The 24165-nt window shown below is 57.7% G+C and carries 22 protein-coding genes; 8 read left to right on the forward strand and 14 right to left on the reverse strand.

Annotated features, from left to right (window positions below; translation table 11 throughout):
• Positions 1 to 48 precede the first annotated feature (48 nt).
• From KPHS_45500 to KPHS_45540, 5 genes are all read right to left on the reverse strand, one after another.
• A complete protein-coding gene (locus KPHS_45500) occupies positions 49 to 1572 on the reverse strand; it encodes a putative glycoside hydrolase (RefSeq protein YP_005228850.1) in 1524 nt (507 codons plus the stop codon).
• A gap of 13 nt (positions 1573 to 1585) precedes the next feature.
• On the reverse strand, positions 1586 to 3004 hold the full coding sequence (locus KPHS_45510; RefSeq protein YP_005228851.1) for a putative permease of the Na+:galactoside symporter family: 1419 nt from the start codon (positions 3002 to 3004) through the stop codon (positions 1586 to 1588).
• Positions 3005 to 3208: 204 nt separating this feature from the next.
• Positions 3209 to 3634, reverse strand: coding sequence for a biopolymer transport protein ExbD (locus tag KPHS_45520; protein YP_005228852.1), 426 nt, complete (start codon positions 3632 to 3634; stop codon positions 3209 to 3211).
• A gap of 6 nt (positions 3635 to 3640) precedes the next feature.
• The gene (locus KPHS_45530) at positions 3641 to 4372 is read right to left on the reverse strand and encodes a TonB-system energizer ExbB (protein ID YP_005228853.1); all 732 of its coding nucleotides are present in this window, start codon (positions 4370 to 4372) and stop codon (positions 3641 to 3643) included.
• Complete coding sequence (locus KPHS_45540) at positions 4365 to 4580, reverse strand: hypothetical protein (protein YP_005228854.1); 216 nt, start codon at positions 4578 to 4580, stop codon at positions 4365 to 4367. The genes KPHS_45530 and KPHS_45540 overlap by 8 nt, the downstream gene beginning before the upstream one ends.
• A gap of 42 nt (positions 4581 to 4622) precedes the next feature.
• On the opposite strand from KPHS_45540, the gene KPHS_45550 reads away from it, so the two are divergent.
• A complete protein-coding gene (locus KPHS_45550; protein ID YP_005228855.1) occupies positions 4623 to 5810 on the forward strand; it encodes a cystathionine beta-lyase in 1188 nt (395 codons plus the stop codon).
• A gap of 131 nt (positions 5811 to 5941) precedes the next feature.
• Positions 5942 to 6601, forward strand: a complete 660-nt coding sequence (locus tag KPHS_45560; protein YP_005228856.1) for a DedA family protein — start codon at positions 5942 to 5944, stop codon at positions 6599 to 6601.
• 50 nt (positions 6602 to 6651) lie between these two features.
• On the opposite strand, the gene KPHS_45570 is transcribed toward KPHS_45560, so the two are convergent.
• Positions 6652 to 7551 carry an AraC family transcriptional regulator gene (locus KPHS_45570; RefSeq protein YP_005228857.1) on the reverse strand — a complete coding sequence of 300 codons (900 nt, stop codon included), beginning with the start codon at positions 7549 to 7551 and terminating at the stop codon, positions 6652 to 6654.
• 196 nt (positions 7552 to 7747) lie between these two features.
• Here KPHS_45570 and KPHS_45580 point away from each other — a divergent pair, with 196 nt between their 5' ends.
• Both KPHS_45580 and KPHS_45590 read left to right on the forward strand, forming a co-directional pair.
• A complete protein-coding gene (locus KPHS_45580; protein ID YP_005228858.1) occupies positions 7748 to 8911 on the forward strand; it encodes a putative alcohol dehydrogenase in 1164 nt (387 codons plus the stop codon).
• Positions 8912 to 9056: 145 nt separating this feature from the next.
• Complete coding sequence (locus KPHS_45590; protein ID YP_005228859.1) at positions 9057 to 9884, forward strand: 2,5-diketo-D-gluconate reductase A; 828 nt, start codon at positions 9057 to 9059, stop codon at positions 9882 to 9884.
• A 35-nt stretch (positions 9885 to 9919) separates the two neighbouring features.
• Here KPHS_45590 and KPHS_45600 read toward each other — a convergent pair whose 3' ends face one another.
• The 7 genes from KPHS_45600 to KPHS_45660 form a co-directional block, all read right to left on the reverse strand.
• Positions 9920 to 10447 carry a GNAT family N-acetyltransferase gene (locus KPHS_45600; protein ID YP_005228860.1) on the reverse strand — a complete coding sequence of 176 codons (528 nt, stop codon included), beginning with the start codon at positions 10445 to 10447 and terminating at the stop codon, positions 9920 to 9922.
• Positions 10447 to 12777 (reverse strand): radical SAM domain-containing protein, encoded by a 2331-nt coding sequence (locus KPHS_45610; RefSeq protein ID YP_005228861.1) that lies wholly within the window; start codon positions 12775 to 12777, stop codon positions 10447 to 10449. The genes KPHS_45600 and KPHS_45610 overlap by 1 nt, the downstream gene beginning before the upstream one ends.
• 33 nt (positions 12778 to 12810) lie before the next feature.
• Complete coding sequence (locus KPHS_45620; RefSeq protein YP_005228862.1) at positions 12811 to 14223, reverse strand: repressor protein for FtsI; 1413 nt, start codon at positions 14221 to 14223, stop codon at positions 12811 to 12813.
• Positions 14224 to 14306: 83 nt separating this feature from the next.
• Positions 14307 to 15044 carry a 1-acyl-sn-glycerol-3-phosphate acyltransferase gene (locus KPHS_45630; RefSeq protein YP_005228863.1) on the reverse strand — a complete coding sequence of 246 codons (738 nt, stop codon included), beginning with the start codon at positions 15042 to 15044 and terminating at the stop codon, positions 14307 to 14309.
• 191 nt (positions 15045 to 15235) lie between these two features.
• A complete protein-coding gene (locus KPHS_45640) occupies positions 15236 to 17494 on the reverse strand; it encodes a DNA topoisomerase IV subunit A (protein ID YP_005228864.1) in 2259 nt (752 codons plus the stop codon).
• 121 nt (positions 17495 to 17615) lie between these two features.
• The gene (locus KPHS_45650) at positions 17616 to 18485 is read right to left on the reverse strand and encodes an AraC family transcriptional regulator (protein YP_005228865.1); all 870 of its coding nucleotides are present in this window, start codon (positions 18483 to 18485) and stop codon (positions 17616 to 17618) included.
• A gap of 77 nt (positions 18486 to 18562) precedes the next feature.
• Positions 18563 to 18958, reverse strand: coding sequence for a YgiW/YdeI family stress tolerance OB fold protein (locus KPHS_45660; protein ID YP_005228866.1), 396 nt, complete (start codon positions 18956 to 18958; stop codon positions 18563 to 18565).
• 150 nt (positions 18959 to 19108) lie between these two features.
• Between KPHS_45660 and KPHS_45670 the strand changes: the two genes are divergently transcribed.
• From KPHS_45670 to KPHS_45700, 4 genes are all read left to right on the forward strand, one after another.
• Positions 19109 to 19768 (forward strand): putative 2-component transcriptional regulator, encoded by a 660-nt coding sequence (locus tag KPHS_45670; RefSeq protein ID YP_005228867.1) that lies wholly within the window; start codon positions 19109 to 19111, stop codon positions 19766 to 19768.
• The gene (locus tag KPHS_45680) at positions 19765 to 21114 is read left to right on the forward strand and encodes an integral membrane sensor signal transduction histidine kinase (protein ID YP_005228868.1); all 1350 of its coding nucleotides are present in this window, start codon (positions 19765 to 19767) and stop codon (positions 21112 to 21114) included. Before KPHS_45670 ends, KPHS_45680 begins: the two co-directional genes overlap by 4 nt.
• A gap of 106 nt (positions 21115 to 21220) precedes the next feature.
• Positions 21221 to 21802, forward strand: coding sequence for a modulator of drug activity B (locus tag KPHS_45690; RefSeq protein YP_005228869.1), 582 nt, complete (start codon positions 21221 to 21223; stop codon positions 21800 to 21802).
• 80 nt (positions 21803 to 21882) lie between these two features.
• Positions 21883 to 22197, forward strand: coding sequence for an antibiotic biosynthesis monooxygenase (locus KPHS_45700; protein ID YP_005228870.1), 315 nt, complete (start codon positions 21883 to 21885; stop codon positions 22195 to 22197).
• 72 nt (positions 22198 to 22269) lie between these two features.
• Here the strand turns inward: KPHS_45700 and KPHS_45710 are convergent, their stop codons facing one another.
• Complete coding sequence (locus tag KPHS_45710) at positions 22270 to 24165, reverse strand: DNA topoisomerase IV subunit B (RefSeq protein YP_005228871.1); 1896 nt, start codon at positions 24163 to 24165, stop codon at positions 22270 to 22272.

A 24165-nucleotide genomic window follows, 5' to 3' on the forward strand; every position in this document is an offset into this window, starting at 1 on the left:
GCAACATCAGCCGCCAGCGTCATCTACAGGCGGCCAGAAACGGTTTCTTTAAAGTATGACCTCAAAGTCCTGCAAAGCGGAGTAGCCCTCGCTTTGTAGGCCAACCATTGAAGCAGCCAGCAGGCCAAATTTCGCGCCGACCCATTTTCCCTTCCCGGCAGCAAAACAAAGAGGAACCTTCCGCCACTCCTCCTCGGCTCGCCAGGAAAATTGACACAGGCCGCCTTCGCCTACGGCCACCTGCAGCTGACACTTGCCGCACTTAAGCTCAGCAAGAACCTGACGAGTTTCGCGCACCACGCCCGCATCGCTCATCCAACCGTGTCGCCACACGAGCCGGTAACCCCCTTGCCCAAACTCCACCAGCAAAGCGGCGTAGCGTTCGCCGTATACGATCAGGCCTCCGGCATCACCGTCCTGAGCGGCATATAACGTTACGCTTGTTTTCGCGCTAAAAGTTAGCGCCGGGAATTTCTGCAGCAACAGCTGCGGCGCCCAGTATAACGCTCTCTGTCCATCGACTTCGGATAATGGGACGCAGCGTAATCGAAGTTCGCCTTTCGCTGGCAGCAGCCACTCAGGGCTGGGGTTAGCCTGCCACTGCCACTGTATTCCCGGTTGGCCTTGCGCAAAATAGTCGCTGGTTTGCGGCGCCAATGCCGGTGAAGGCGTTAACCCTTTAGGACGCGGCCAACGTAAAACCGGCTGTCCGACGCCGCAGTTGCCAATCTGCTCACCGATACGCGGCCAGCCATCGTTACCCCAGGACATCGGCTGGAGGTGAACCACGCGGCCATAGAGGTGTAAGTCCTGGAAATGAACAAACCAGCATTCGCCCTCCTCACCCTCCACCCAGCCGCCCTGATGTGGTCCATTTATCGAGGTGTTTCCCTGGAAAAGCACGTTTTTGGCTTCCCAGGGCCCCGTCATCTGGCGCGCGCGCAGTACCGTCTGCCAGCCATTTTCAACCCCGCCCGCAGGAGCAAAGATGTAGTACCAACCGGCGCGTTGATAAACCTTTGGCCCCTCAAGGGTAGGTAAATCGCAGCAGCCGTCATAGATAATCTGCCCTTCGCCCAGCAATTCGCTGGCGTCCGGCGCCATCGCAAACAACTGCAGTTTATGCTTGATGCCGCTGCGGCTATGGGCGAAGGCATGTACCAACCAGGCCTGACCATTGTCGTCCCAGAACGGGCAGGGATCTATCCAACCTCTGGCCTCGCGCAGGCAGTGCGGAGCGCTCCATTCCCCCCACGGATCCTCGGTATGGCAGATAAAAATACCTTCATCTGGCGTGCTGAAGCAGACCCACAGCTTGCCATCGTGCCAGCGAATCGACGGCGCCCATACGCCCTTACCCGGCTGATACCGGTCATAACCAGGTAGCGGCAGTTCATCCATAACGTGGTTGATGATAGTCCAATTAACCAGGTCCGTTGAATGCAGGATCGGTAAAGCGGGCACATGGTTAAAACTGGAAGAGACCATAAAGAAATCATCGCCTACGCGCACGATATCCGGGTCGGAATAATCGGCGCATAAGATAGGATTCTGGTATTCAGAAGGGGTCATATTTCGCATCTCCTCAAGCCTTTTCCGGAACGGCGTTTAGCGGCAAATGCGTCTCTGAATGCCCCTGCTGCTGACGCATGGACAGCTCGCGCTGAATTGTCTGCATCATTTTGTCATCCAGCTTATAGAAACGCGCCAGCCACCACAGGAGCAGGTAAGATAGTGATGGACCGAGGGTTAACAGCCCCACAATTCCCATTGTCGCCAGCGGAGTCTGCGCCGTTACGCCCGCCTGATAGCCAAATAGCCCAAGCGAAAAACCTACGGCGGCGCCAGCAACCGCCATGCCCATTTTCAAAGCAAACAGATTACCGGAATAGGATAATCCCGTGATGCGACGGCCAAACTTCCATTCGCCATAATCGGCAGCGTTGGCCATCATGTTCCATTTAAACGGCTGGTACATCTGATGGAAGAAGCCGACCAGGAAGTATAAAGGGAACACCACCGGCAGCCAGGTCGGCGGCACAAAGAACATTACGACGCCAACCAGGACCAGCAGGAGGTTGATATTTTTAAACAGCGATACCGCGCGATAGCGCTTGGCCAGCCATCCGGCGGCGATGCTGCCGATAATCGTGCCAACGACACTGGTGGAAACAAATGCTGATTTCATGGCCGTTCCCGCCGCTGACTCCACACCGCCTAACATCAGGTAGGTTGCATAATAGAGCGTGGCGGCGCTGCGCATAACCCCGGCCATACTGGAGAAAAAAGTAATTATCGCCACAATACGCCACTGGTCATTCGCCAGCAGCTGACGGAGGTCTTCGCGTATGCTCCCCTGCTGTTCAACAGCTGGAGCCACGCGTTCTTTGGTAGAGAAGAAGCAAAAAGCCAGCATTACAATAGCGATCGCGCCCATGATTCCCATTGTCGCCTGAAAACCAAACTGCTTATTTTCTTTACCGAAAAAATCCACCAGGAACAGGGTTGCGACAGAAACCATCAGACCGGCCAGAGATGAGATCGTAAAACGATATGACTGGGCTGAAAGGCGATCCTTCTCATCACGCGTAATGACTCCGCCCAATGCGCAGTAGGGAATATTGATAAAGGTGTAACACAGCATGAGTAAGGTGTAGGTCAGGTAGGCATAAACCAGTTTACCCGATGCGCCAAATTCCGGAGTCGTGAAGGTCATTACCGCCAGCACGGCATAAGGTACGGCAAACCAGATAAGCCACGGGCGAAAATGGCCCCAGCGGGTCTTTACACGGTCTGCAACAATGCCGGTTAGCGGATCGGTAATCGCATCCAGAACCCGCGTCACCAGGAACATCACTCCGACTGCGGCAGCAGAAAGCCCGTAAATATCCGTATAAAACCATGTCAGAAACATGGTTACCGAAGAGTAAACGATACCGCAGGCTGCATCCCCCATGCCATATCCCAGCTTCTCCGCAAATGACAGTTTATTATCGTGATTCACAATATAATCCCTCTCAGATGAAGTGGTATTCACTGTAGAGGCAGGATAAAAACTATCCTATTGTCATTTTTCGCATCGGGTTTATGTTTTCTGTTAACTGAGAAAGTTGTCACACATCTATAAGATTGGTCTTACAAGTTATTGCGTCACCTATTAAAAAGCTGGCGCAAGGCCAGCCTGAGAAGAAAAGTGGAAAGGGGGAGGTTACTTCGCTTTGACGGTCTCTTCGCCCACCAGCCCGATCTTGAGATAGCCCGCCTGATGCAGGGTATCCATCACTTTCATCATCGTCTCGTAATCGACGGTTTTATCCGCGCGGAAGAAGACGGTGGTATCTTTTTTGCCGGCGGTCAGGCTATCCAGGGCGTTAATCATATTCGCTTCGGTAACCGGGTCGTTGCCGAGGAACATGCTCTTATCCGCCTTCACCGACAGGTAGATGGGTTTTTCCGGTCGCGGTTGCGGCTGGCTGGAGGAGGCAGGCAGATTGACCTTCACGTCGACCGTCGCCAGCGGCGCGGCCACCATAAAGATAATCAGCAGAACCAGCATGACGTCGATAAACGGCGTCACGTTGATCTCATGCATTTCGCCGTTATCGTCCAGGTTTTCATTAAGACGCATCGCCATAGCCGATCAACCTACCCGTAATTTCTGCGCGCTGCGCACCGGCTTCACGCCGCTGGCGCTGAGGTCCAGATCGCGGCTTTGCAGCAGGAGTACCTGAGCGGCGACGTCGCCGAGCGAGGCCTTGTAGCTGCCGATCATGCGGGCGAAGATGTTATAGATGACCACCGCCGGGATGGCGGCGAACAGGCCGATGGCCGTCGCCAGCAGCGCTTCTGCGATGCCCGGCGCTACCACCGCAAGATTGGTGGTCTGGGTCTGGGCGATGCCGATAAAGCTGTTCATGATGCCCCAGACGGTACCAAACAGGCCCACAAACGGGGAAATGGCGCCGATGGTCGCCAGATAGCCGTTACCGCGCCCCATATGGCGACCAACCGCCGCAACGCGGCGCTCAAGGCGAAAACCGGTTCGTTCCTTGATGCCTTCATTGTCTTCGGCACCGGCAGAGAGTTCGAGTTCGTTCTGCGCTTCATTGATAAGCTGGGTGGTGAGGCTTTTCGCCTCAAAGGCGCTGGCGATATCGCTGGCCTGATCGAGAGAGCGGGCTTCCGCCAGCTGCTGCTGTTCACGTTTGAGGCGACGCTTGCTGGCGAGGATTTCCGCCCCTTTACGGAAGAAGATGGCCCATGTGACGACCGACGCCAGAATCAGGCCAATCATCACCACCTTAACGACAATATCGGCATGATGATACATACCCCAAACGGAGAGATCCGCCTGCATCAAATTATTACCCACGCTCTATCTCCACGACGATAATCACAAAATCTGCCCACAATAATATCAAAACGACATCGAATTGATAGTGGTTCTCATTAGTATTTACACTGTGCAGCAAATCACGTTTATTTTCCTTGCGCTTACGCAGTAAAAAAGCGGCTAACCGCGGGCCTGGTAAAATTTTCGCCTGTATCGGCGGTGCGCTGGTACAGAAAAGCAGATTCATGTTAGTTTAGACGTCCAGACGTATAAAAACAGGTTCGTCAACATGGCTGATAAACATCTTGATACCGCGCTGGTCAACGCCGGGCGGAGCAAAAAGTACACCCAGGGCTCAGTGAACAGCGTTATCCAGCGCGCGTCATCGCTGGTTTTCGACACCGTCGAGGCCAAAAAGCACGCCACCCGCAATCGGGCCAACGGCGAGCTGTTCTACGGTCGTCGCGGCACCCTGACCCATTTCTCGCTGCAGGAAGCGATGTGCGAGCTGGAAGGCGGCGCCGGCTGCGCCCTCTTCCCCTGCGGCGCCGCGGCGGTGGCTAACACTATCCTGGCGTTTGTCGAGCAAGGCGACCATGTGCTGATGACCAATACCGCCTATGAGCCAAGCCAGGACTTTTGTACCAAAATTCTCGCCAAACTCGGCGTCACCACCAGCTGGTTCGATCCCTTAATCGGCGCCGATATCGCCCGTCTGGTTCGCCCTGAGACCCGCGTGGTGTTCCTCGAATCGCCCGGCTCGATCACCATGGAAGTGCACGATGTGCCGGCGATAGTCGCCGCCGTGCGTCAGGTCGCCCCGGAAGCGATTATCATGATCGATAACACCTGGGCGGCGGGGATCCTGTTTAAAGCCCTGGATTTTGGCATTGATATTTCCATTCAGGCAGGCACCAAATACCTGATCGGCCATTCCGACGCCATGGTGGGCACCGCGGTGGCGAACGCGCGCTGCTGGCCGCAGCTGCGTGAAAATGCCTACCTGATGGGGCAAATGCTGGACGCCGATACTGCCTATATGACCAGCCGCGGCCTGCGCACCCTGGGCGTGCGCCTGCGTCAGCATCATGAAAGCAGCCTGCGCATCGCCGAGTGGCTGGCGCAGCACCCGCAGGTGGCGCGGGTAAACCACCCCGCCCTGCCCGGCAGTAAAGGTCATGAGTTCTGGAAACGTGATTTCACCGGCAGCAGCGGGCTATTCTCGTTTGTGCTCAGCAAGCGCCTCAATGATGCCGAACTGGCGGAGTACCTCGACAATTTCAGCCTGTTCAGTATGGCCTATTCGTGGGGCGGCTTTGAGTCGCTGATTCTCGCCAACCAGCCGGAGCAAATCGCCCACATTCGACCGGATGCTGAAGTCGACTTCAGCGGCACGCTGATCCGCCTGCACATTGGTCTCGAAAATGTTGACGATCTGCAGGCGGATTTAGCAGCGGGCTTCGCGCGTATCGTGTAAAGTGACAGTCAGTGGCAACAATAGCGGACGCTTTTTAGCAAAGCGGCCGCTTTTGTTGCGCCCGGGATCAAGGTGCTCGGGCCTCTTCAGGAGTACACTAGTCAACAATACGGTACCACTTAGGAAAGTCCATGGTTGTCATTCAAGAGATTGTCGCCGCGCTGTGGCAACATGATTTTGCCGCATTGGCGAACCCTCACGTTGTGGGCGTTGTATATCTGGTTATGTTCGCGACCCTGTTTCTGGAAAACGGGCTGCTGCCCGCCTCCTTTTTACCGGGAGACAGCCTGCTGCTGCTCGCCGGCGCGCTGATTGCTAAAGGCGTCATGGACTTTGTGCCCACTATCGCCATTCTGACCGCCGCCGCCAGCCTCGGCTGCTGGCTGAGCTATGTGCAAGGGCGCTGGCTGGGCAATACGCAAACGGTGAAAGGCTGGCTGGCGCATCTGCCGCATAAGTACCATCAGCGCGCCACCTGCATGTTTGACCGCCACGGCCTGCTGGCGCTGCTCGCGGGCCGTTTTCTGGCGTTTGTCCGCACCCTGCTGCCAACCATGGCCGGGATTTCTGGCCTGCCGAACCGCCGCTTCCAGTTCTTCAACTGGCTGAGCGCCCTGCTGTGGGTCTGTGTGGTGACGGGTCTTGGCTATGCGCTGAGCATGATCCCGTTTGTGAAGCGCCATGAAGATCAGGTGATGACCTGTCTGATGATCCTGCCGATTGCCCTGCTGCTGGCTGGCCTGCTCGGCACGCTGTTCGTGGTCATTAAAAAGAAATATTGCAGCGCCTGACGCTTACCTGCCGGGGGGGCCTGCGCCCGCCCGGCCGCCCTTTCCCGGTATTACATCCCCTGCATCGTGCGAATACGCGCGGCGTCTTCTCCCGGCGTCAAACCGAAGTAGCGCTTAAACTCGCGGCTGAACTGCGAAGGGCTTTCATATCCCACGCGCATCGCCGCCGCGCTGGCCTTCATGCCGTCATGGATCATCAGCATTCGTGCTTTATGCAAACGGTAGTTTTTCAGATACTGCAAAGGAGAAGTGCTGGTCACCGCTTTAAAATTATGGTGAAACGCTGACACACTCATATTCGCTTCCGCCGCCAGCCGATCGACGCTGAGGTTTTCGGTGTACTGGCTTTCGATATGCTTGAGCACGCGACTTATCAGGCTGAAGTGGGTCTGCCGGCTGACCAGCGCCAACAGCGCGCCGCCGCAGGGCCCCGTCAGCACATAATACAGAATTTCGCGGACGATTTGCTTGCCAAGGATCCGTGCGTCCAGCGGCCGCTCCATCACGTCAAGCAGCCGTTCGGCAGCGCACAGAATATCCTCCGAGAGTACCGCGGAGTTTATCCCGCTGGAGGCGACCGCGGGCTGAAACAGCGGATCTTCGCCAATATCCATCAGCAGCTCTTGCAGTTGCAGGATATCGACGTTCAGGCGCATCCCGGCGAGGGGCACCTCCGGGGTGGCAAAGGTTTCGCACTCGAAAGGTAGCGGCACGGTCAGCAGTAAATATTCGTTTGTATCGTAGCGAAAAGTCCGCTCATTGATATAACCAATTTTATGGCCCGAAAAGAGAAAAACGATCCCCGGCTGATACATCACCGGCGTCCGGGGCCCCGGTTGCGTTCCGTACAGCAAACGGACGTCAGGCAGCAACGAACTTAACATTTCGTGCTTATCTTTCAGCAGGTTAATCTTCTCCGTTAATGTCCGACATATCTCTGCGTGTTGCATTGCCACCGTCTCTCCCGATGTTTCTTCACCTGTACATTGTGCGCAGGCCGCTACAAATTCTCCAGCCATATGGAGAAATAGGCAAGACATCGGCAGGAATGTGCATTGAGGGTCAACGGCGCCAGGACCACAATAACCTTCATCGGGCAGCGGTATCGTCCCTGTCGACGGTTTTACTCTTTGGAGGACTTAAGCAATGAATAATTTCGACCTGCATACCCCAACCCGCATTCTGTTTGGCAAAGGCGCGATTGAAAAGCTGCGTGAACAGATCCCGGCGGAAGCCCGCGTACTGATCACCTACGGCGGCGGCAGCGTCAAAAAAACAGGCGTCCTGGATCAGGTCCTCACCGCTCTGAATGGCCTGGATGTCCTTGAATTTGGCGGCATCGAGCCGAACCCGTCTTACGAAACCCTGATGAATGCGGTGAAACTCGCCCGGGAAGAGAAAGTGACCTTCCTGCTGGCGGTCGGCGGCGGTTCGGTGCTGGATGGCACCAAGTTTATCGCTGCAGCAGCCCACTACGACGCGGATATCGATCCGTGGGAAATTCTGGAAACCTATGGCAGCAAAATTGCCAGCGCCATTCCAATGGGCTCGGTACTGACTCTGCCGGCGACCGGTTCTGAATCCAACAAAGGCGCGGTCATATCGCGGAAAACCACCGGCGACAAACGCGCGTTTATGTCTTCGCACGTCCAGCCGCAGTTCGCGATCCTCGATCCGGTTTATACCTATACCCTGCCGCCGCGCCAGGTCGCGAACGGCGTGGTTGACGCCTTCGTCCATACCCTCGAGCAGTACGTGACCTACCCGGTTGACGGCAAAATCCAGGACCGCTTCGCCGAAGGCATTCTCCTGACCCTGATCGAGGATGGCCCGAAAGCCCTGCAGGAACCGGAGAACTATAACGTGCGCGCCAATATTATGTGGGCGGCGACGCAGGCGCTGAACGGCCTGATCGGCGCAGGCGTGCCACAGGACTGGGCGACGCATATGCTCGGCCACGAGCTGACGGCGATGCACGGCCTGGATCACGCCCAGACGCTGGCTATCGTGCTGCCGGCGCTGTGGAATGAGAAACGCGATGCCAAGCGCGAGAAGCTGCTGCAGTATGCCGAGCGCGTGTGGAATATTACCGAAGGCTCTGACGACCAACGTATCGATGCCGCCATCGCCGCAACGCGTCAGTTCTTCGAGCAGATGGGCGTGCCGACCCGCCTTTCCGATTACGGTCTCGACGGTAGCTCCATCCCGGCGCTGCTGGCGAAACTGGAAGAGCACGGCATGACTAAACTGGGCGAACATCAGGATATCACCCTGGACGTCAGCCGCCGTATCTACGAGGCTGCACGCTAAGCGCTCCCCGCCTGATTCACCTCTCCTTACGTTAAACAAACGCCGGGGAGAGGTGTTTTTACTACCGTTTTTAGCTATTTCGTCCAGACTTAATGCTACCCCTCGGCGGATCCTGCTTCGCCGAGTTCATTAACAGGAGGAAGGCATGACACATCCAACCGTTATAAAACTGCACGACGGCAACCTGATGCCGCAGCTGGGTCTCGGCGTGTGGAAAGCTGGCAACGAGGAAGTCGTCTCCGCCATTCATAAGGCGCTGGAAGTCGGTTATCGCTCTTTTGACACCGCCGCCGCGTACCAAAATGAGACCGGCGTCGGCAATGCGCTGCACAGCGCTGGCGTCAACCGCGATGAGCTCTTCATCACCACTAAGCTGTGGAACGACGATCAAAAACGGCCGCACGAGGCGCTGAAAGAGAGCCTCAGCAAACTGAAGCTGGACTATGTGGATCTCTATTTAATCCACTGGCCGGTACCGGCTATCGGCCATTACGTCGAGGCCTGGCAGGCGTTGATCGAGCTGCAGCAGCAGGGGCTGACCAAAAGCATTGGCGTGTGTAATTTCCAGGTACCGCATCTGCAGAAGCTGATTGATGAAACCGGCGTCGCCCCGGTGATCAATCAGATAGAACTCCATCCACTTATGCAGCAGCGTCAGCTGCACGCGTGGAACGCCACCCACAAGATCCAGACCGAATCCTGGAGCCCGCTGGCCCAGGGCGGCGAAGGCGTCTTCGATCAAAAAGTCATCCACCAGCTCGCCGATAAGTACGGCAAAACGCCGGCGCAAATCGTCATCCGCTGGCATCTCGACAGCGGTCTGGTGGTGATCCCGAAATCCGTCACGCCGTCGCGTATTGCGGAAAACTTTGACGTCTGGGACTTCCGTCTCGACAAAGATGAGCTGGGAGCGATCGCGAAGCTGGACCAGGGTAAACGTCTCGGTCCTGACCCGGATCAGTTTGGCGGGTAATGCTCTCTCTTGCCATCGCCTTTAGCGCCTCAGCGTTAAAGGCGATGGCAGACCAGATGAATATCCTCTGGCTCCAGCGCAAACAGCGCCGGGTCGGGCTTATCCGCTAAGCGACATCCCTGAGCCAGATAAAAATCGACGGTGTTTTTGTTGGGGATCGACGAGATATAGAGGCCGGACGCCCCCATTTCTGGCAGCTGGTGCAGGGCATACTGAAACAGTCGCCGCCCCCAGCCCTGGCCGCGCTTTCCCGCCCCGACATAAAAGAATAATAGCTGGCGCAGCTCGCCATTCATGCCGCGAGGCAGCGTATCCAGCGCCGCTGCGGCAATCATCTGCTCATCGTCAAAAAAGGCGAAAAAAATACCGCCGCGATCGTAACAGGCCTCGTGAATCGGAGTATAAACCTGACGATCGTGAGGGTCCCAGCCACGCACGTCATAATATTCCCGATAAGCCCGCAGCTGACCGTTATCGAGACGGTAGAGCGTATCGATAATTTCGCTGCGGTCTATCTCCCAGAGCTGGTCCAGTTGTTGTCGCGACAGGATGACCGGCGTCATCACCTCTCTCCTTTTTTCACAGATGTTCCCGGCGAGCGATCCCGCCGGGCCAGCCGCTTAGCGTGATACGGCCTTCGGCTTAACGCGTTTTTCGCGCCCGCAGCGGCAGGCGTCTGGCGCTGATGGGCGATCGGCGTGTGCTTGGTCAGCGCCGGACGAGTATGGCGGTTCTGGCGACGCGCTTCACGCATTTCGTCCAGGGTTGGCGCTGGCACCAGGCAGTCGCGACGGGAGCCAATCAGGTGCTTCTTGCCCATCGCCTCCAGCGCCTGACGGATCAGCGGCCAGTTTGCCGGATCGTGGTAGCGGAGCAGCGCTTTGTGCAGACGGCGCTGTTTATCGCCCTTCGGCACCACCACCTCTTCGCTCTTATAACCAATTTTACCCAGCGGGTTCTTGCCGGTGTAATACATGGTGGTCGAGTTCGCCAGCGGCGACGGATAGAAGTTCTGCACCTGGTCGAGACGGAAGCGATGCTTCTTCAGCCACAGCGCCAGGTTCACCATATCTTCATCACGGGTCCCCGGATGAGCGGAGATAAAGTACGGGATCAGATACTGCTCTTTACCCGCCTGCTTCGAATAGGTGTCGAACAGCTCTTTAAAGCGGTCGTAGCTGCCCATTCCCGGCTTCATCATCTTCGACAGCGGTCCCTCTTCGGTATGCTCCGGGGCGATCTTCAGATAGCCGCCGACGTGGTGGGTCGCCAGCTCTTTGATATAGCGCGGATCTTCGACCGCGATGTCATAGCGTACCCCGGAGGCGATAAGGATCTTCTTGATGCCCTTCAGTTCGCGAGCGCGGCGATAAAGATTGATCGTCGGCTCATGGTTGGTATCCATGTGCGGGCAAATATCCGGATAGACGCAGGAGAGACGGCGGCAGGTCTGCTCAGCGCGCGGCGATTTACAGCGCAGCATATACATGTTGGCCGTTGGCCCGCCGAGATCGGAGATCACCCCGGTAAAGCCGGGCACGGTGTCGCGAATGGCTTCGATCTCATTAATGATCGAATCCTCAGAACGGCTCTGGATTATGCGTCCTTCGTGCTCGGTGATCGAGCAGAACGAACAGCCGCCGAAGCAGCCGCGCATGATGTTGATTGAGAAGCGGATCATCTCATACGCCGGAATACGCGCATCGCCATAGGAAGGATGCGGCACCCGCTTGTACGGCAGCGCGAAGACGCTGTCCATCTCTTCGGTGGAGAGCGGGATTGCCGGCGGGTTGATCCAGAGGTAGCGCTCGCCGTGCTTTTGCATCAGCGCCCGGGCGCAGCCGGGGTTGGTTTCGTGGTGCAAAATGCGCGAGGCGTGAGCGTACAGGACCTTATCGCCTTTCACCTTCTCGAAGGAAGGCAGCAGCACATAGGTTTTTTCCCACGGTTTGGGCCGCGGCGGTTGCACAGTAATGCTTTTCGCTTCCTGTTTTTTCGGCGCGACCGGTTTGTTATCGGCGCACGGCAGATCTTCACCGTACGGATGCGGGATGGGGTCAATTTTACCGGGCGTATCCAGACGGGTGGAGTCCACGCCGCTCCAGCCGGGCAGCGCCTCTTTCACCATGATGGCGGTATTGCGCACATCGCGGATCTGGTCGATGGTTTCGCCCATCGCCAGGCGATGAGCCACTTCCACCAGCGGACGCTCGCCGTTGCCGAACATTAGCATATCGGCCTTGGAGTCCACCAGCACCGAGCGGCGCACGGTGTCGGACCAGTAATCATAGTGGGCGGTACGACGCAGGCTGGCTTCGATGCCGCCGAGGATCACCGGCACATCTTTCCACGCCTCTTTACAGCGCTGGGTATAGACGAGGGTAGCGCGGTCCGGACGTTTGCCCGCCACGTTACCCGCCGTATAGGCATCGTCATGACGTAGTTTACGGTCGGCGGTGTAACGGTTGATCATTGAGTCCATGTTGCCGGCGGTCACGCCGAAGAACAGGTTCGGTTTTCCCAGACGCATAAAGTCGTCTTTGCTGTTCCAGTCAGGCTGGGAGATGATCCCAACCCGGAAACCCTGCGCTTCCAGCATGCGGCCGCAGATAGCCATCCCGAAGCTCGGGTGGTCGACATAGGCGTCGCCGGTAACCAGAATAATGTCGCAGCTATCCCAGCCAAGTTGATCCATCTCTTCACGCGACATCGGTAAAAAAGGCGCAGGGCCAAAACAGGCAGCCCAGTATTGCGGCCAGGAAAAAAGGTCACGATCCGGTTGGATCAGGGATATTGCGCTCATATTGCTTCCGGGGAAAATGATAAAAAAATAACCAAAAGGGCGTGGATTATAAGCCGGAATGATAGTGGAAATGAAGGAGGATTTTCTCAAACCCTGACCGTGCGCCGGCCAGGGTCAAAGAGGTTACGGCGCGGGATTCACCAGCATCTGGCCGATCGAGCCGCGATCGGCAAGCTCCAGCGTCTGACTCAGATACTGGAACGGGAAGTGCGGCCACGACGGTTGAGCGTAATAGACCAGCAGCTCAACCTGCCCGTCGACCCACACGGTGTCCTTCCAGCCGCGATCTTCCGGGAAAGGAGACGAGCCGTTGACATTACGGATCTGGAACATCACCCCTTCAATATGGAACGACTGCGGGCGGTCGGCGCGCACCGTCCAGCGCTCCCAGGTCCCCTGCTGCGCCGTGATATCGATACGCTGCGGATCCCACAGCTGGCCGTTGATGCCCGGATCGTCGCCAAGGGTGATATCCCGGCTGCGGATCGGCGTACCGGAGAGCAGCTCGGTCGGCAGCAGGCGCACCGGCAGACTGTCGGTCACCAGCGGCAGCAGCCCGGTCGGACGCAGCGTCAGCACCAGCGTGGAGACCAGGATGCTTGACGGTTCAAAAAAACCGCGGATACGGTCGACGATGCTCGCCGCTTCGCCGCAGGTAATGGATACTTCATCGCCGTTAGTCATATCGACCAGAATTTCACGCCGCTCCCCCGGGGCCAGCGATAGCTGCTTGAGCGAAACCGGCGCCGGCAAGAATCCCTGATCGCCGGAAATCACATGCAGCAGTCGGCCATCGCTCATCTGCAGCTGATAGCGCCGGGAGTTGGAAGCGTTCAGCAGGCGCAGGCGCACCCAGCCGCGCGACACTTCAACATACGGGCTCTGCACGCCGTTAACCAGCAGCGTGTCGCCCACAAAGCCGCCGCTGCCCGGTTCGCTATATTCCGGCGTGCCGAAGTTATCCAGCCGTTTATCCTGAATAATCACCGGGAAGTCATCGACGCCATAGTGGTTAGGGATCGGCAGGTTCTTGCTGACCTCGTCTTCCACCAGCCACATGCCCGCCAGACCGTTGTAAACCTGTTTCGCCATCCGGTTCGGCGTGTTGGCCTGATACCACAGCGTCGCCGCGCTCTGGCGGATAGGCAGCACCGGCGCCCAGTCGGCGTTCGGCGACATCATGCGCGCCGCGCCGCCAATCAGCGGGCCAGGCACCTGCAGACCGCGGATGGTCATCGCCACGTTCTCCGTCAGGCGGTTGCTGTAGATAAGCTTGACGTCGTCTCCGTTCCAGACGCGGATCGTCGGCCCCATATAGCGGCCATTGATCCCCCAGACGGGGGCGCGGGTGCCGGGGGTAAACGACCAGTGGGAACGCTGCAGCGTCAGAAACAGCGGCTGGCCGCGACGAGATTCCAGCAGCGGCGGAACCGGCAGCGCAGGCTGCTGGCCGGCGGCATGGGCCTTCAGCGGCGCGGCGCCAGCGCACAGCGCTACGCCGGAAGCCTTAATAAACTGACGCCGACTGAGTGACATATTAACTCCATGACATACTGACAAATGAAAAAGGGAATTCGTTTCCCGCCAGCAATACGCGCGCGTTGGCGGCGTTTCCTGTCTTATTGCTTTCCAGCCGCTTCGCGCTCGGCCACTTCGTTGTCCAGATCAGCGATTTTGGCGGCCATCAGCTCGCGGCAATGCGTCGCCAGCGCGCGCACGTTGTCTTTACCAAACTGAGTGGTATCTACCGGCGGCAGCATTTCCACAATCACCAGACCGTTGTTCCAGCGATTGAGCTTTATTTTATTCGATGTATTCGAGACACACACCGGAATAATCGGCACCCCAGCGGCAATAGCCGCGTGAAAAGCCCCGGTTTTAAACGGCAGCAGGCCGCGGCCGCGGCTACGGGTCCCTTCCGGGAACATCCAGAACGAAATTTTACGCTTTTTAAAAGCGTTGACGACTTCGGCAATAGTGCCGTGCGCTTTGGTTCGGTTATTACGGTCAATCAGCAAATTGCCCGTCAGCCAGTACAGTTGGCCAAAGAACGGGATCCATAGCAGGCTCTTTTTACCTACGGTGACCGTCGGAGCCTGCACGATATTCGACGCCGTCACCATATCATAGTTGTTCTGGTGGTTAGCGATGTAGATCGCGTTGCCATAGCTTTCCGCGTCGGCGGGTTTGCGTAGCTCTACCTTGAGGCCAAATACCGGAGATAAACGGCCAAACAGATGGCCGAAAGTGGCAACGTGTTTTGGATTACGTGGGCTGAACAAGCAGTACAGACAGCCAAGTACGCACACTACGATGCAATAAATGACCACGAAAATTACTCGAAAAATGAATAGCATAGCTACCTCTAAAACCCAAACCGCTTAGAATTATTCGCTGCTGGCAGAAGGCAGGCTCACAAGTTCTGCGCAGGCCGGGACCGTTCTTCCTGGGTCCCTGATGATGGACATTGTTAATCGCAACGCCTGAATAAACAACGATTTTGCGGCATTTTTTCGTCTCCTCCCGTCAAAGACGGGAGGAGACGCGCTTACTCTTCGCTATCGCCTGCCGCGGCACGACGCGGCGAGTCAATTTCCACGCGGTCAATTTTCTGCAGCCCGCGCATCAGCGAACCGCGGCGGCCGCGCTCGCCGGTGACTTTTTGCAGCTCTTCCGGACGCAGTTTGATCTTCCGTTTGCCGACGTGAATGGTCAGCGTACTCTGCGGCGGCAGAACAAACAGATGTGCCAGACCGTCCTGGCCGGCTGCGGCTTCCGCCGCCGGAATGCTGATAATTTTGTTGCCCTTGCCTTTCGACAGCTGCGGCAGATCGCTGACCGGGAACATCAGCATCCGCCCGGCGGCGGTGATGGCCAGCAGCATATCGGACTCATCCTCAATCACCAGCGGCGGCATCACGTGCGCGTTGTCAGGCAGGGTGATTAGCGCTTTACCGGCACGGTTGCGCGCCACCAGATCGTTGAAGGTACAGACGAAACCGTAGCCCGCGTCGGAAGCCATCAGCAGTTTCTGATCGTCGCTTTCCATTAGCATATGCTCCACGGTCGCGCCCGGCGGCAGGGTCAGTTTGCCGGTAAGCGGTTCACCCTGGCCACGCGCGGAAGGCAGAGTAATCGGATCGATGGCATAGCTGCGTCCGGTGGTATCGATAAACACCACCGGCTGGTTGCTCTTGCCCTTCGCCGAGGCTTTCCAGCTGTCGCCCGCCTTATAGCTCAAGCCCTGGGCGTCAATGTCGTGTCCTTTGGCGCTGCGCACCCAGCCCATCTGCGACAGAACGATAGTCACCGGCTCAGACGGCAGCATGTCATGCTCGCTCATCGCTTTCGCTTCTTCACGCTCGTGAAGCGGCGAGCGACGGTCGTCGCCGAAGGCATCGGCATCGGCCTGCAGCTCTTTTTTCAGCAGGTTGTTCATCTTACGTTCAGACGCCAGAATCGCCTGCAGCTGGTCGCGCTCTTTTTCCAGCTCGCTCTGCTCGCCGCGGATCTTCATCTCTTCCAGTTTGGCGAGGTGGCGCAGTTTTAATTCCAGAATCGCTTCCGCCTGGGTTTCGCTGATGCCAAAGCGCGACATCAGGGCCGGCTTCGGTTCATCTTCAGTGCGGATGATCTCAATCACTTCATCGATATTAAGAAACGCCACCAGCAAACCTTCGAGGATATGCAGGCGCTTCAGCACTTTCTCTAACCGATGGTTTAGACGGCGACGCACGGTATCGCGACGGAACACCAGCCACTCGCTGAGGATCTCCAGCAGGTTTTTCACCGCCGGGCGGCCGTCAAGGCCGATCATATTGAGGTTGATGCGGTAGCTCTTCTCCAGATCGGTGGTGGCGAACAGGTGGTTCATCACCTGTTCCATATCCACCCGGTTGGAGCGCGGGACAATCACCAGACGGGTCGGGTTTTCGTGGTCCGATTCGTCGCGCAGATCGTCAACCATCGGCAGCTTTTTATTGCGCATCTGCGCCGCAATCTGCTCCAGCACTTTGGCGCCGGAGACCTGATGCGGCAGCGCACTGATCACCACCGCGCCGTCCTCTTTACTCCACACCGCACGCATGCGCACTGAGCCGCGCCCGTTCTGGTAGATTTTGCGAATTTCCGCCCGCGAGGTGATGATCTCCGCCTCGGTCGGGAAATCCGGCCCCTGTACGATATCCAGCAGTTCGTCGAGGGTGGTTTTCGGCTGCTCAATCAGCGTAATCGCCGCTTTGGCCACTTCCCGCAGGTTGTGCGGAGGAATATCGGTCGCCATGCCTACCGCGATGCCGGTGGTGCCGTTCAGCAGGATGTTCGGCAGACGCGCTGGCAGCATTTTCGGCTCCTGCAGCGTGCCGTCAAAGTTTGGCACCCAGTCGACCGTCCCCTGCCCCAGCTCGCTGAGCAGCAGCTCGGCATACTTCGACAGGCGGGATTCGGTGTAACGCATGGCGGCGAAAGATTTGGGATCGTCCGGCGCCCCCCAGTTTCCCTGACCATCCACCAGCGGATAGCGGTAAGAGAACGGCTGCGCCATCAGCACCATCGCTTCATAGCAGGCGATGTCGCCGTGCGGGTGATATTTACCCAACACGTCGCCGACGGTGCGGGCGGACTTTTTGAATTTCGCGCTGGCGTTCAGCCCCAGCTCGGACATCGCATAGACGATGCGACGCTGGACCGGTTTTAAGCCATCGCCAATAAACGGTAATGCCCTGTCCATGATCACGTACATGGAGTAGTTCAGGTAAGCATTTTCCGTAAATTCATGCAGCGCAAGGCGCTCTGCCATATCGCTCATTAATCGTGGATCCTCAATCTGGGTACCGACCGTTCGGACGGCAAAACTACCCGCGATAATACCCGATCTCACGCCCTGAGTCACAGGCCGTGAGATCGGCTGAGGATTCCGTCACGCTTAATCAGGCCAGCGGCAGATAAATATCGGTTTGCAGTTCATGCTCAGCCACCTCATGGACAAAATTGAGGTAACGGAAGTACACCGGAAAATCCCGTAACGTCTCGCCTGAAGCGGGTAACCAGTCGCGATAGAGAAACCAAACGCTGTTCGCCAGCGTGTCCAGCGAGCCGTGATGGCGCACGACGGCGCAGCGTCCGCCGGGGATTTCGCCGTTAATCACGCCAAAGGCGTTTTCACCAACCGGCCGATCGACCGTACCGCAGATATCAAAACGAAATGCCTCCTGCGGGGTGGTCTGCGGATCGTCCCAGGCGATCCCCCAGGTATCGCTGGTGGCGACGGGCGATAGTCCGCTCGTCTTACGCCAGGCGATAAAACGCGCGGCGGTGGCGTTGACAAGGTCCGGGCTACCGCGATGTTGCAGTACGGCTATCCGGGTGGAGGGGCACGAAATAATGTTGACGTCCATCGACGTTTGCTCCTGTAGCGTATGTTTCGGTACGCGTCGATGCCACTCGGCCCAGTCCGGTTGTTGACGGAATTGGGTCGGGCTTTGGTCAAACGCGGTACGGAAGGCACGACTGAACGACTCCGCATTCTGAAATCCGGCATCAAGGGCAATATCGATGACTTTATCGCGGGGGTTGAACGCCAGGCGCCAACAGGCGCGTCGCAGACGCAACCACTGAATATACCGGTACAATGGAATGCCGGTATAAGCGCTAAATTGCCGGTGAAAATGGTAAGGCGAACTGTGCGCTATCGCGCTCAGCGTCTCCAGCGACAGCGGCTCATCAAGATGGCGCGCAATGTACCTACAGACGCGCTGGAAGCGCCCGACATACGCCGGGCTGGCCTTAATATCGTTCATCGTCTCCTCCTCGCGACATACTCTGACAGAGCGAGGATCGCGATTCCTGACCGATCTTGCGCTTATCCGACGGAGACTTATGGCGCGATTTTACGGATCTGTTTAACGTCGATTTCTACCGAGTTCCAGTCCTTATCGACTTCCCCCTGAATTTCTACTGTGTCCTGCGGGCCGACGGTCACGCCGTTCCAGCGCTTGTGGTCGATATCGACATTGATCACCCCGGAAGCATCCTGGAATTTATACAGGTCATCAGAGATGCGCTCGACGATTTTACCGCGCAGGGTCACCCAGGTGTCATCACGCAGCGACTTGGCGTTCGCCACGGTGGTCACCGCGCCGCTCGGCCCGGTGAAGCCGCCAGCCTGGGTGGTAGTGGTAGTAGACGGTCCGGTGAATCCTCCCTGCCCGGCGGCCAGTACCGGCATGGAAACTAAAGCAATAATCGCGGTCATCGCAGCAATTTTTTTCATCTTATATTCTCCCTTTTGTGTTGGTATGGCTCCTATTACGCCCGACAAAACTTAACGACTTCTTAAGCGGAAAAAAGAAATTTTAATGCTGTACATCACCCGCTTCAACGCGGTTTACTGCGCAAAGAAACGGGATCGTCGGAGGGAAACATGCGCATATTACTGGTGGAAGATGACAAGCTTATCGGCGACGGCATCAAAGCCGGGCTGAGCAAAATGGGCTTTAGCATTGACTGGTTTACCGCCGGGCTGGAGGGCAAAAATGCCTTATACAGCGCCCCCTACGACGCCGCAATCCTTGACCTCACCCTACCCGGCATCGATGGCCTCGATATTCTGCGCGAATGGCGCGATAAAGGCCGCCATGAGCCGGTGCTGATCCTCACCGCCCGCGATGCCCTCAGCCAGCGGGTGGAGGGCCTGCGCCTGGGCGCCGATGACTACCTGTGCAAACCTTTCGCCCTGATTGAGGTGGCAGCGCGCCTCGAAGCGTTGATCCGCCGCGCGCACGGCCAGAGCAGCAGCGAACTGCGCCACGGCAAGGTGATCCTCGATCCGAACCGCTTAACCGCCAGCCTCGACGGCGAAAGCCTGGCGCTGAAGCCGAAGGAGTTCGCCCTGCTGGAACTGCTTATGCGCAACGCCGGGCGCGTATTGCCGCGTAAGCTTATCGAGGAAAAGCTCTACACCTGGGACGACGAGGTCTCCAGCAACGCCGTGGAAGTTCACGTCCATCATCTGCGCCGCAAGCTCGGCAGCGACTTTATCCGTACCGTCCACGGCATCGGCTATACCCTGGGTGACGCATGAAACGACTTGCCCGCCTGAGCCTGCGCCTGCGCCTGACGCTGCTGTTTGCCGTACTGACCACCGCCGCCTGGGGAATGGCCAGCGTTATCGCCTGGCAGCAGACCAGCAAAAAGCTGGATAAGCTGTTCGATACCCAGCAGCTGCTGTTCGCTCGCCGCCTGAGCGTCATGCATTTCGATGAACTGCGCGCCCCGCCCGCCTTGCTCGGGGAAAAGAAAAAGGTACGCCACGGGCACATCGACGACGACGCGCTGGCGTTCGCCATCTTCACCCGCGACGGCAAAATGGTGCTTAATGACGGCGAGAACGGAGAGGATATTCAGTGGAATTCGCAGCGCGAGGGATTCAGCGATGGCTATCTGCGTGACGACGATGACGAGTGGCGTTTCCTGTGGTTAACCACCGCCGACGGCCGCTACCGCATCGCCGTCGGCCAGGAGTGGGATTACCGGCGCGAAATGGCGATGGATATCGTGACCTCGCAGCTCACCCCGTGGATGGTTGCCCTGCCGCTGATGTTCGTGCTGCTCATCGTGCTGTTAAGCCGCGAGCTGGCGCCATTGAAAAATCTGGCGCGCACGCTGCGCCTGCGCGCGCCGGACTCGGCGGATTCGCTCAGCGTGGAGAAGATCCCCGCCGAAGTTCGCCCGCTGGTCGAAGCGCTGAATCAGCTGTTCCGACGCACTCACGACGCCATGCTGCGCGAGCGTCGGTTTACCTCTGATGCCGCCCATGAGCTACGCAGCCCGCTGGCGGCGCTGAAGGTGCAGACCGAAGTCGCCCAACTCTCCCTGGACGATCCCGAAGGGCGTGAGAAAGCGTTGGATCAGCTCCACCAGGGGATCGATCGCGCCACCCGACTGGTGGATCAGCTGCTGACGCTGTCGCGGCTGGACTCGCTCGCCCAACTGGATGATGTGCAGCAGGTCGCTATCGCCGATCTGCTGCAGTCGGCAGTGATGGAGATGTATCACCCGGCGCAGCAGTCCGGGATTGAGCTGCGCCTGCATCTTAATGCCAGCCATATCGTCCGCACCGGCCAGCCGCTGCTGCTCAGTCTGCTGGTGCGCAATCTGCTGGATAACGCCGTACGATATAGCCCGTGCGGCAGCCAGGTCGATATCACGCTCAACGCCCGCGAGTTCCGGGTGCGCGATAACGGCCCAGGCATTAACCCGCAGGCGCTCTCGCGCATTGGCGAGCGTTTTTATCGCCCGCCGGGGCAGGAGGCGCCGGGCAGCGGCCTGGGCTTGTCGATCGTCCGGCGCATCGCCTCGCTGCACGGCATGCAGGTTGATTTTGCCAACGCGCGCGACGGCGGCTTCGAGGCCCGCGTGTACTGGTAGCGAGATTATTGCTCATTTGGCAAAAGACTTTGCACATTTTGCTCATTTTACTGCCCCGCTTCGCGGGGTAAGATCGTCGGCAAATTTTCATATATGAGGGTAAAAAATGAGCAACATCCTGATTATCAATGGGGCGAAAAAGTTCGCGCACTCTAATGGTCAACTGAACGACACCCTGACCGAGGTCGCGGAGAGTTATCTGCGCGACGCCGGGCACGATGTTAAAAGCGTTCGCGCCGAAAGCGAGTACGACGTAAAAGAAGAAGTACAGAATTTCCTGTGGGCCGATGTGGTGATCTGGCAGATGCCGGGCTGGTGGATGGGCGCTCCGTGGACGGTGAAAAAATATATGGATGACGTCTTTACCGAAGGCCACGGCTCGCTGTACGCCAGCGATGGCCGTACCCGCTCCGACGCCAGCAAAAAATATGGCTCAGGCGGCCTGGTGCAGGGGAAAAAATATATGCTTTCTCTGACCTGGAACGCGCCGATGGAAGCCTTCACCGACAAAGACCAGTTCTTCCACGGCGTCGGCGTTGACGGCGTTTACCTGCCGTTCCATAAAGCCAATCAGTTCCTCGGCATGGAGGCATTGCCAACCTTTATCGCCAACGACGTGATTAAAATGCCTGATGTCCCACGGTATATCGCAGAATATCGCAAGCATCTGGCGGAAATTTTTGGTTAACTAGAGGTCTAGCTCTACATATTTCGAGTTATTCGAACCTGGAGTATGACGAGATCCACACAGAAGGAGTTGAGTTAACCATGTTAACAGTGATTGCAGAAATCCGTACCCGCCCGGGCCAGCACCACCGCCAGGCGGTTCTCGATCAGTTCGCGAAAATTATTCCGACCGTTTTGCAGGAGGCCGGCTGCCACGGCTATGCCCCGCTGGTGGATCATGCCGCCGGCGTCAGCTTCCAGACCACAGCGCCCGACTCTATCGTCATGGTCGAGCAGTGGGAAAGCGTCGCGCATCTTGAAGCACACCTGCAAACCCCGCACATGAAAGCCTGGTCGGAAGCGGTCAAAGGCGATGTGCTGGAGACCAGCATCCGTATTCTGCAGGCTGGCGTTTAAGTCCGCCGACTCAGTAATGCCATGAAAAAGGGAGCCTGAGGCTCCCTTTTACGTCTGGCGCAGCGTACAGACTTACACTTCCAGATCCGCCATATCGCCCTTCTCCTGCAGCCAGTTGCGACGATCTTCCGAACGCTTTTTGGCCAGCAGCATATCCATTATCGCCGTGGTCTGCTGCTCGTCCTCATCGCTTATCACCAGCTGCACCAGGCGGCGGGTATTCGGGTCAAGGGTGGTTTCGCGCAGCTGCATCGGGTTCATCTCACCGAGCCCTTTAAAGCGCTGGACGTTTGGCTTGCCCTTCTTGCGCTTTAGCTGCTCCAGCACGCCGGTTTTTTCTTCTTCCGTCAGCGCGTAGTAAACCTCTTTACCGAGGTCGATACGGTACAGCGGCGGTAGCGCCACATAGACGTGCCCCTCTTTCACGAGGGTACGGAAATGTCTTACGAACAGCGCGCACAGCAGGGTGGCAATGTGCAGACCATCGGAGTCCGCATCCGCCAGAATACAAATTTTACCGTAGCGCAGCTGGCTTAAATCATCGCTATCCGGGTCAATACCAATCGCCACCGAAATGTCGTGCACTTCTTGCGAAGCTAACACTTCATCGGAAGAGACTTCCCAGGTATTAAGGATCTTGCCCTTCAGCGGCATGATCGCCTGATATTCGCGATCGCGCGCCTGCTTGGCTGAGCCGCCCGCCGAATCCCCTTCGACGAGGAACAGCTCGGTACGGTTCAGATCCTGGGCGGTACAGTCCGCTAGCTTACCCGGCAGCGCCGGACCGCTGGTCAGCTTTTTGCGCACCACTTTTTTGGCCGCGCGCAGACGGCGCTGGGCGCTGGAGATGGCCATCTCCGCCAGCAGCTCCGCGGCCTGCACGTTCTGATTCAGCCACAGGCTGAAGGCGTCCTTCACCACGCCGGAGACGAACGCCGCGCACTGGCGCGACGACAGGCGCTCTTTGGTTTGCCCGGCGAACTGCGGATCCTGCATCTTCACCGACAGCACGTACGCGCAGCGATCCCAGATATCTTCCGCTGACAGCTTCACGCCGCGCGGCAGGATATTACGGTACTCGCAGAACTCACGCATCGCGTCGAGCAGCCCCTGACGCAGACCGTTAACGTGCGTCCCGCCCTGCATAGTCGGGATCAGGTTCACGTAGCTCTCGGTCAGCAGTTCGCCGCCTTCCGGCAGCCACAGCAGCGCCCAGTCCACCGCCTCCGTCTCGCCGGAGAAGGCGCCGACGAATGGTTTTTCCGGCAGCAGCGGCAGGCCGTTCACCGCTTCGCTCAGGTAATCGTTCAGGCCATCGGCATAGCACCAGCTCTGCTCGCTGTTGTTCACCTGGTCGCGGAAAACAATTTCCACGCCCGGGCACAGCACCGCTTTCGCTTTTAACAGGTGGGTCAGACGTGAAACGGAAAAGCGCGGGCTGTCGAAGAAGCTTTCGTCCGGCCAGAAATGGACGCTGGTCCCGGTATTGCGTTTGCCGCAGGTGCCGGTGACGTGCAGGTCTTCCACTTTTTCACCATTTTCAAAGGCGATGCTGTAGACCTGACCGTCGCGACGCACGTTGACCTCCACGCGTTTTGACAGGGCGTTGACTACCGAGATCCCCACCCCGTGCAGGCCGCCGGAAAACTGATAGTTTTTATTGGAAAACTTACCGCCCGCATGCAGCCGGCAGAGGATCAGCTCAACCGCTGGCACGCCCTCTTCCGGGTGGATGTCGACCGGCATCCCACGACCATCGTCAATGACCTCCAGGGACTGGTCGGCATGAAGGATAACTTCCACGCGTTTGGCGTGGCCTGCCAGCGCTTCATCCACACTGTTATCAATAACTTCCTGACCAAGATGGTTAGGACGAGTGGTGTCGGTATACATGCCCGGACGGCGGCGCACCGGCTCTAGCCCGGTGAGTACCTCAATGGCATCAGCATTATATGAAGATTGCGTCAT

It is taken from the genome of Klebsiella pneumoniae subsp. pneumoniae HS11286, assembly GCF_000240185.1.
In the GTDB taxonomy this organism is placed as follows: Bacteria; Pseudomonadota; Gammaproteobacteria; order Enterobacterales; family Enterobacteriaceae; genus Klebsiella; species Klebsiella pneumoniae.

Coding starts and splice junctions, on each gene's coding strand:
- KPHS_45600 (YP_005228860.1), bottom strand. CDS start 10,447: ATGACGCCGGTCATCCTGTCGCGACAACAACTGGACCAGCTCTGGGAG.
- KPHS_45710 (YP_005228871.1), bottom strand. CDS start 24,165: ATGACGCAATCTTCATATAATGCTGATGCCATTGAGGTACTCACCGGG.
- KPHS_45680 (YP_005228868.1), top strand. CDS start 19,765: ATGAAACGACTTGCCCGCCTGAGCCTGCGCCTGCGCCTGACGCTGCTG.
- KPHS_45590 (YP_005228859.1), top strand. CDS start 9,057: ATGACACATCCAACCGTTATAAAACTGCACGACGGCAACCTGATGCCG.
- KPHS_45560 (YP_005228856.1), top strand. CDS start 5,942: ATGGTTGTCATTCAAGAGATTGTCGCCGCGCTGTGGCAACATGATTTT.
- KPHS_45660 (YP_005228866.1), bottom strand. CDS start 18,958: ATGAAAAAAATTGCTGCGATGACCGCGATTATTGCTTTAGTTTCCATG.
- KPHS_45620 (YP_005228862.1), bottom strand. CDS start 14,223: ATGTCACTCAGTCGGCGTCAGTTTATTAAGGCTTCCGGCGTAGCGCTG.
- KPHS_45630 (YP_005228863.1), bottom strand. CDS start 15,044: ATGCTATTCATTTTTCGAGTAATTTTCGTGGTCATTTATTGCATCGTA.
- KPHS_45540 (YP_005228854.1), bottom strand. CDS start 4,580: ATGAATCTGCTTTTCTGTACCAGCGCACCGCCGATACAGGCGAAAATT.
- KPHS_45570 (YP_005228857.1), bottom strand. CDS start 7,551: ATGCAACACGCAGAGATATGTCGGACATTAACGGAGAAGATTAACCTG.
- KPHS_45670 (YP_005228867.1), top strand. CDS start 19,109: ATGCGCATATTACTGGTGGAAGATGACAAGCTTATCGGCGACGGCATC.
- KPHS_45700 (YP_005228870.1), top strand. CDS start 21,883: ATGTTAACAGTGATTGCAGAAATCCGTACCCGCCCGGGCCAGCACCAC.
- KPHS_45520 (YP_005228852.1), bottom strand. CDS start 3,634: ATGGCGATGCGTCTTAATGAAAACCTGGACGATAACGGCGAAATGCAT.
- KPHS_45640 (YP_005228864.1), bottom strand. CDS start 17,494: ATGAGCGATATGGCAGAGCGCCTTGCGCTGCATGAATTTACGGAAAAT.
- KPHS_45500 (YP_005228850.1), bottom strand. CDS start 1,572: ATGACCCCTTCTGAATACCAGAATCCTATCTTATGCGCCGATTATTCC.
- KPHS_45580 (YP_005228858.1), top strand. CDS start 7,748: ATGAATAATTTCGACCTGCATACCCCAACCCGCATTCTGTTTGGCAAA.
- KPHS_45550 (YP_005228855.1), top strand. CDS start 4,623: ATGGCTGATAAACATCTTGATACCGCGCTGGTCAACGCCGGGCGGAGC.
- KPHS_45650 (YP_005228865.1), bottom strand. CDS start 18,485: ATGAACGATATTAAGGCCAGCCCGGCGTATGTCGGGCGCTTCCAGCGC.
- KPHS_45690 (YP_005228869.1), top strand. CDS start 21,221: ATGAGCAACATCCTGATTATCAATGGGGCGAAAAAGTTCGCGCACTCT.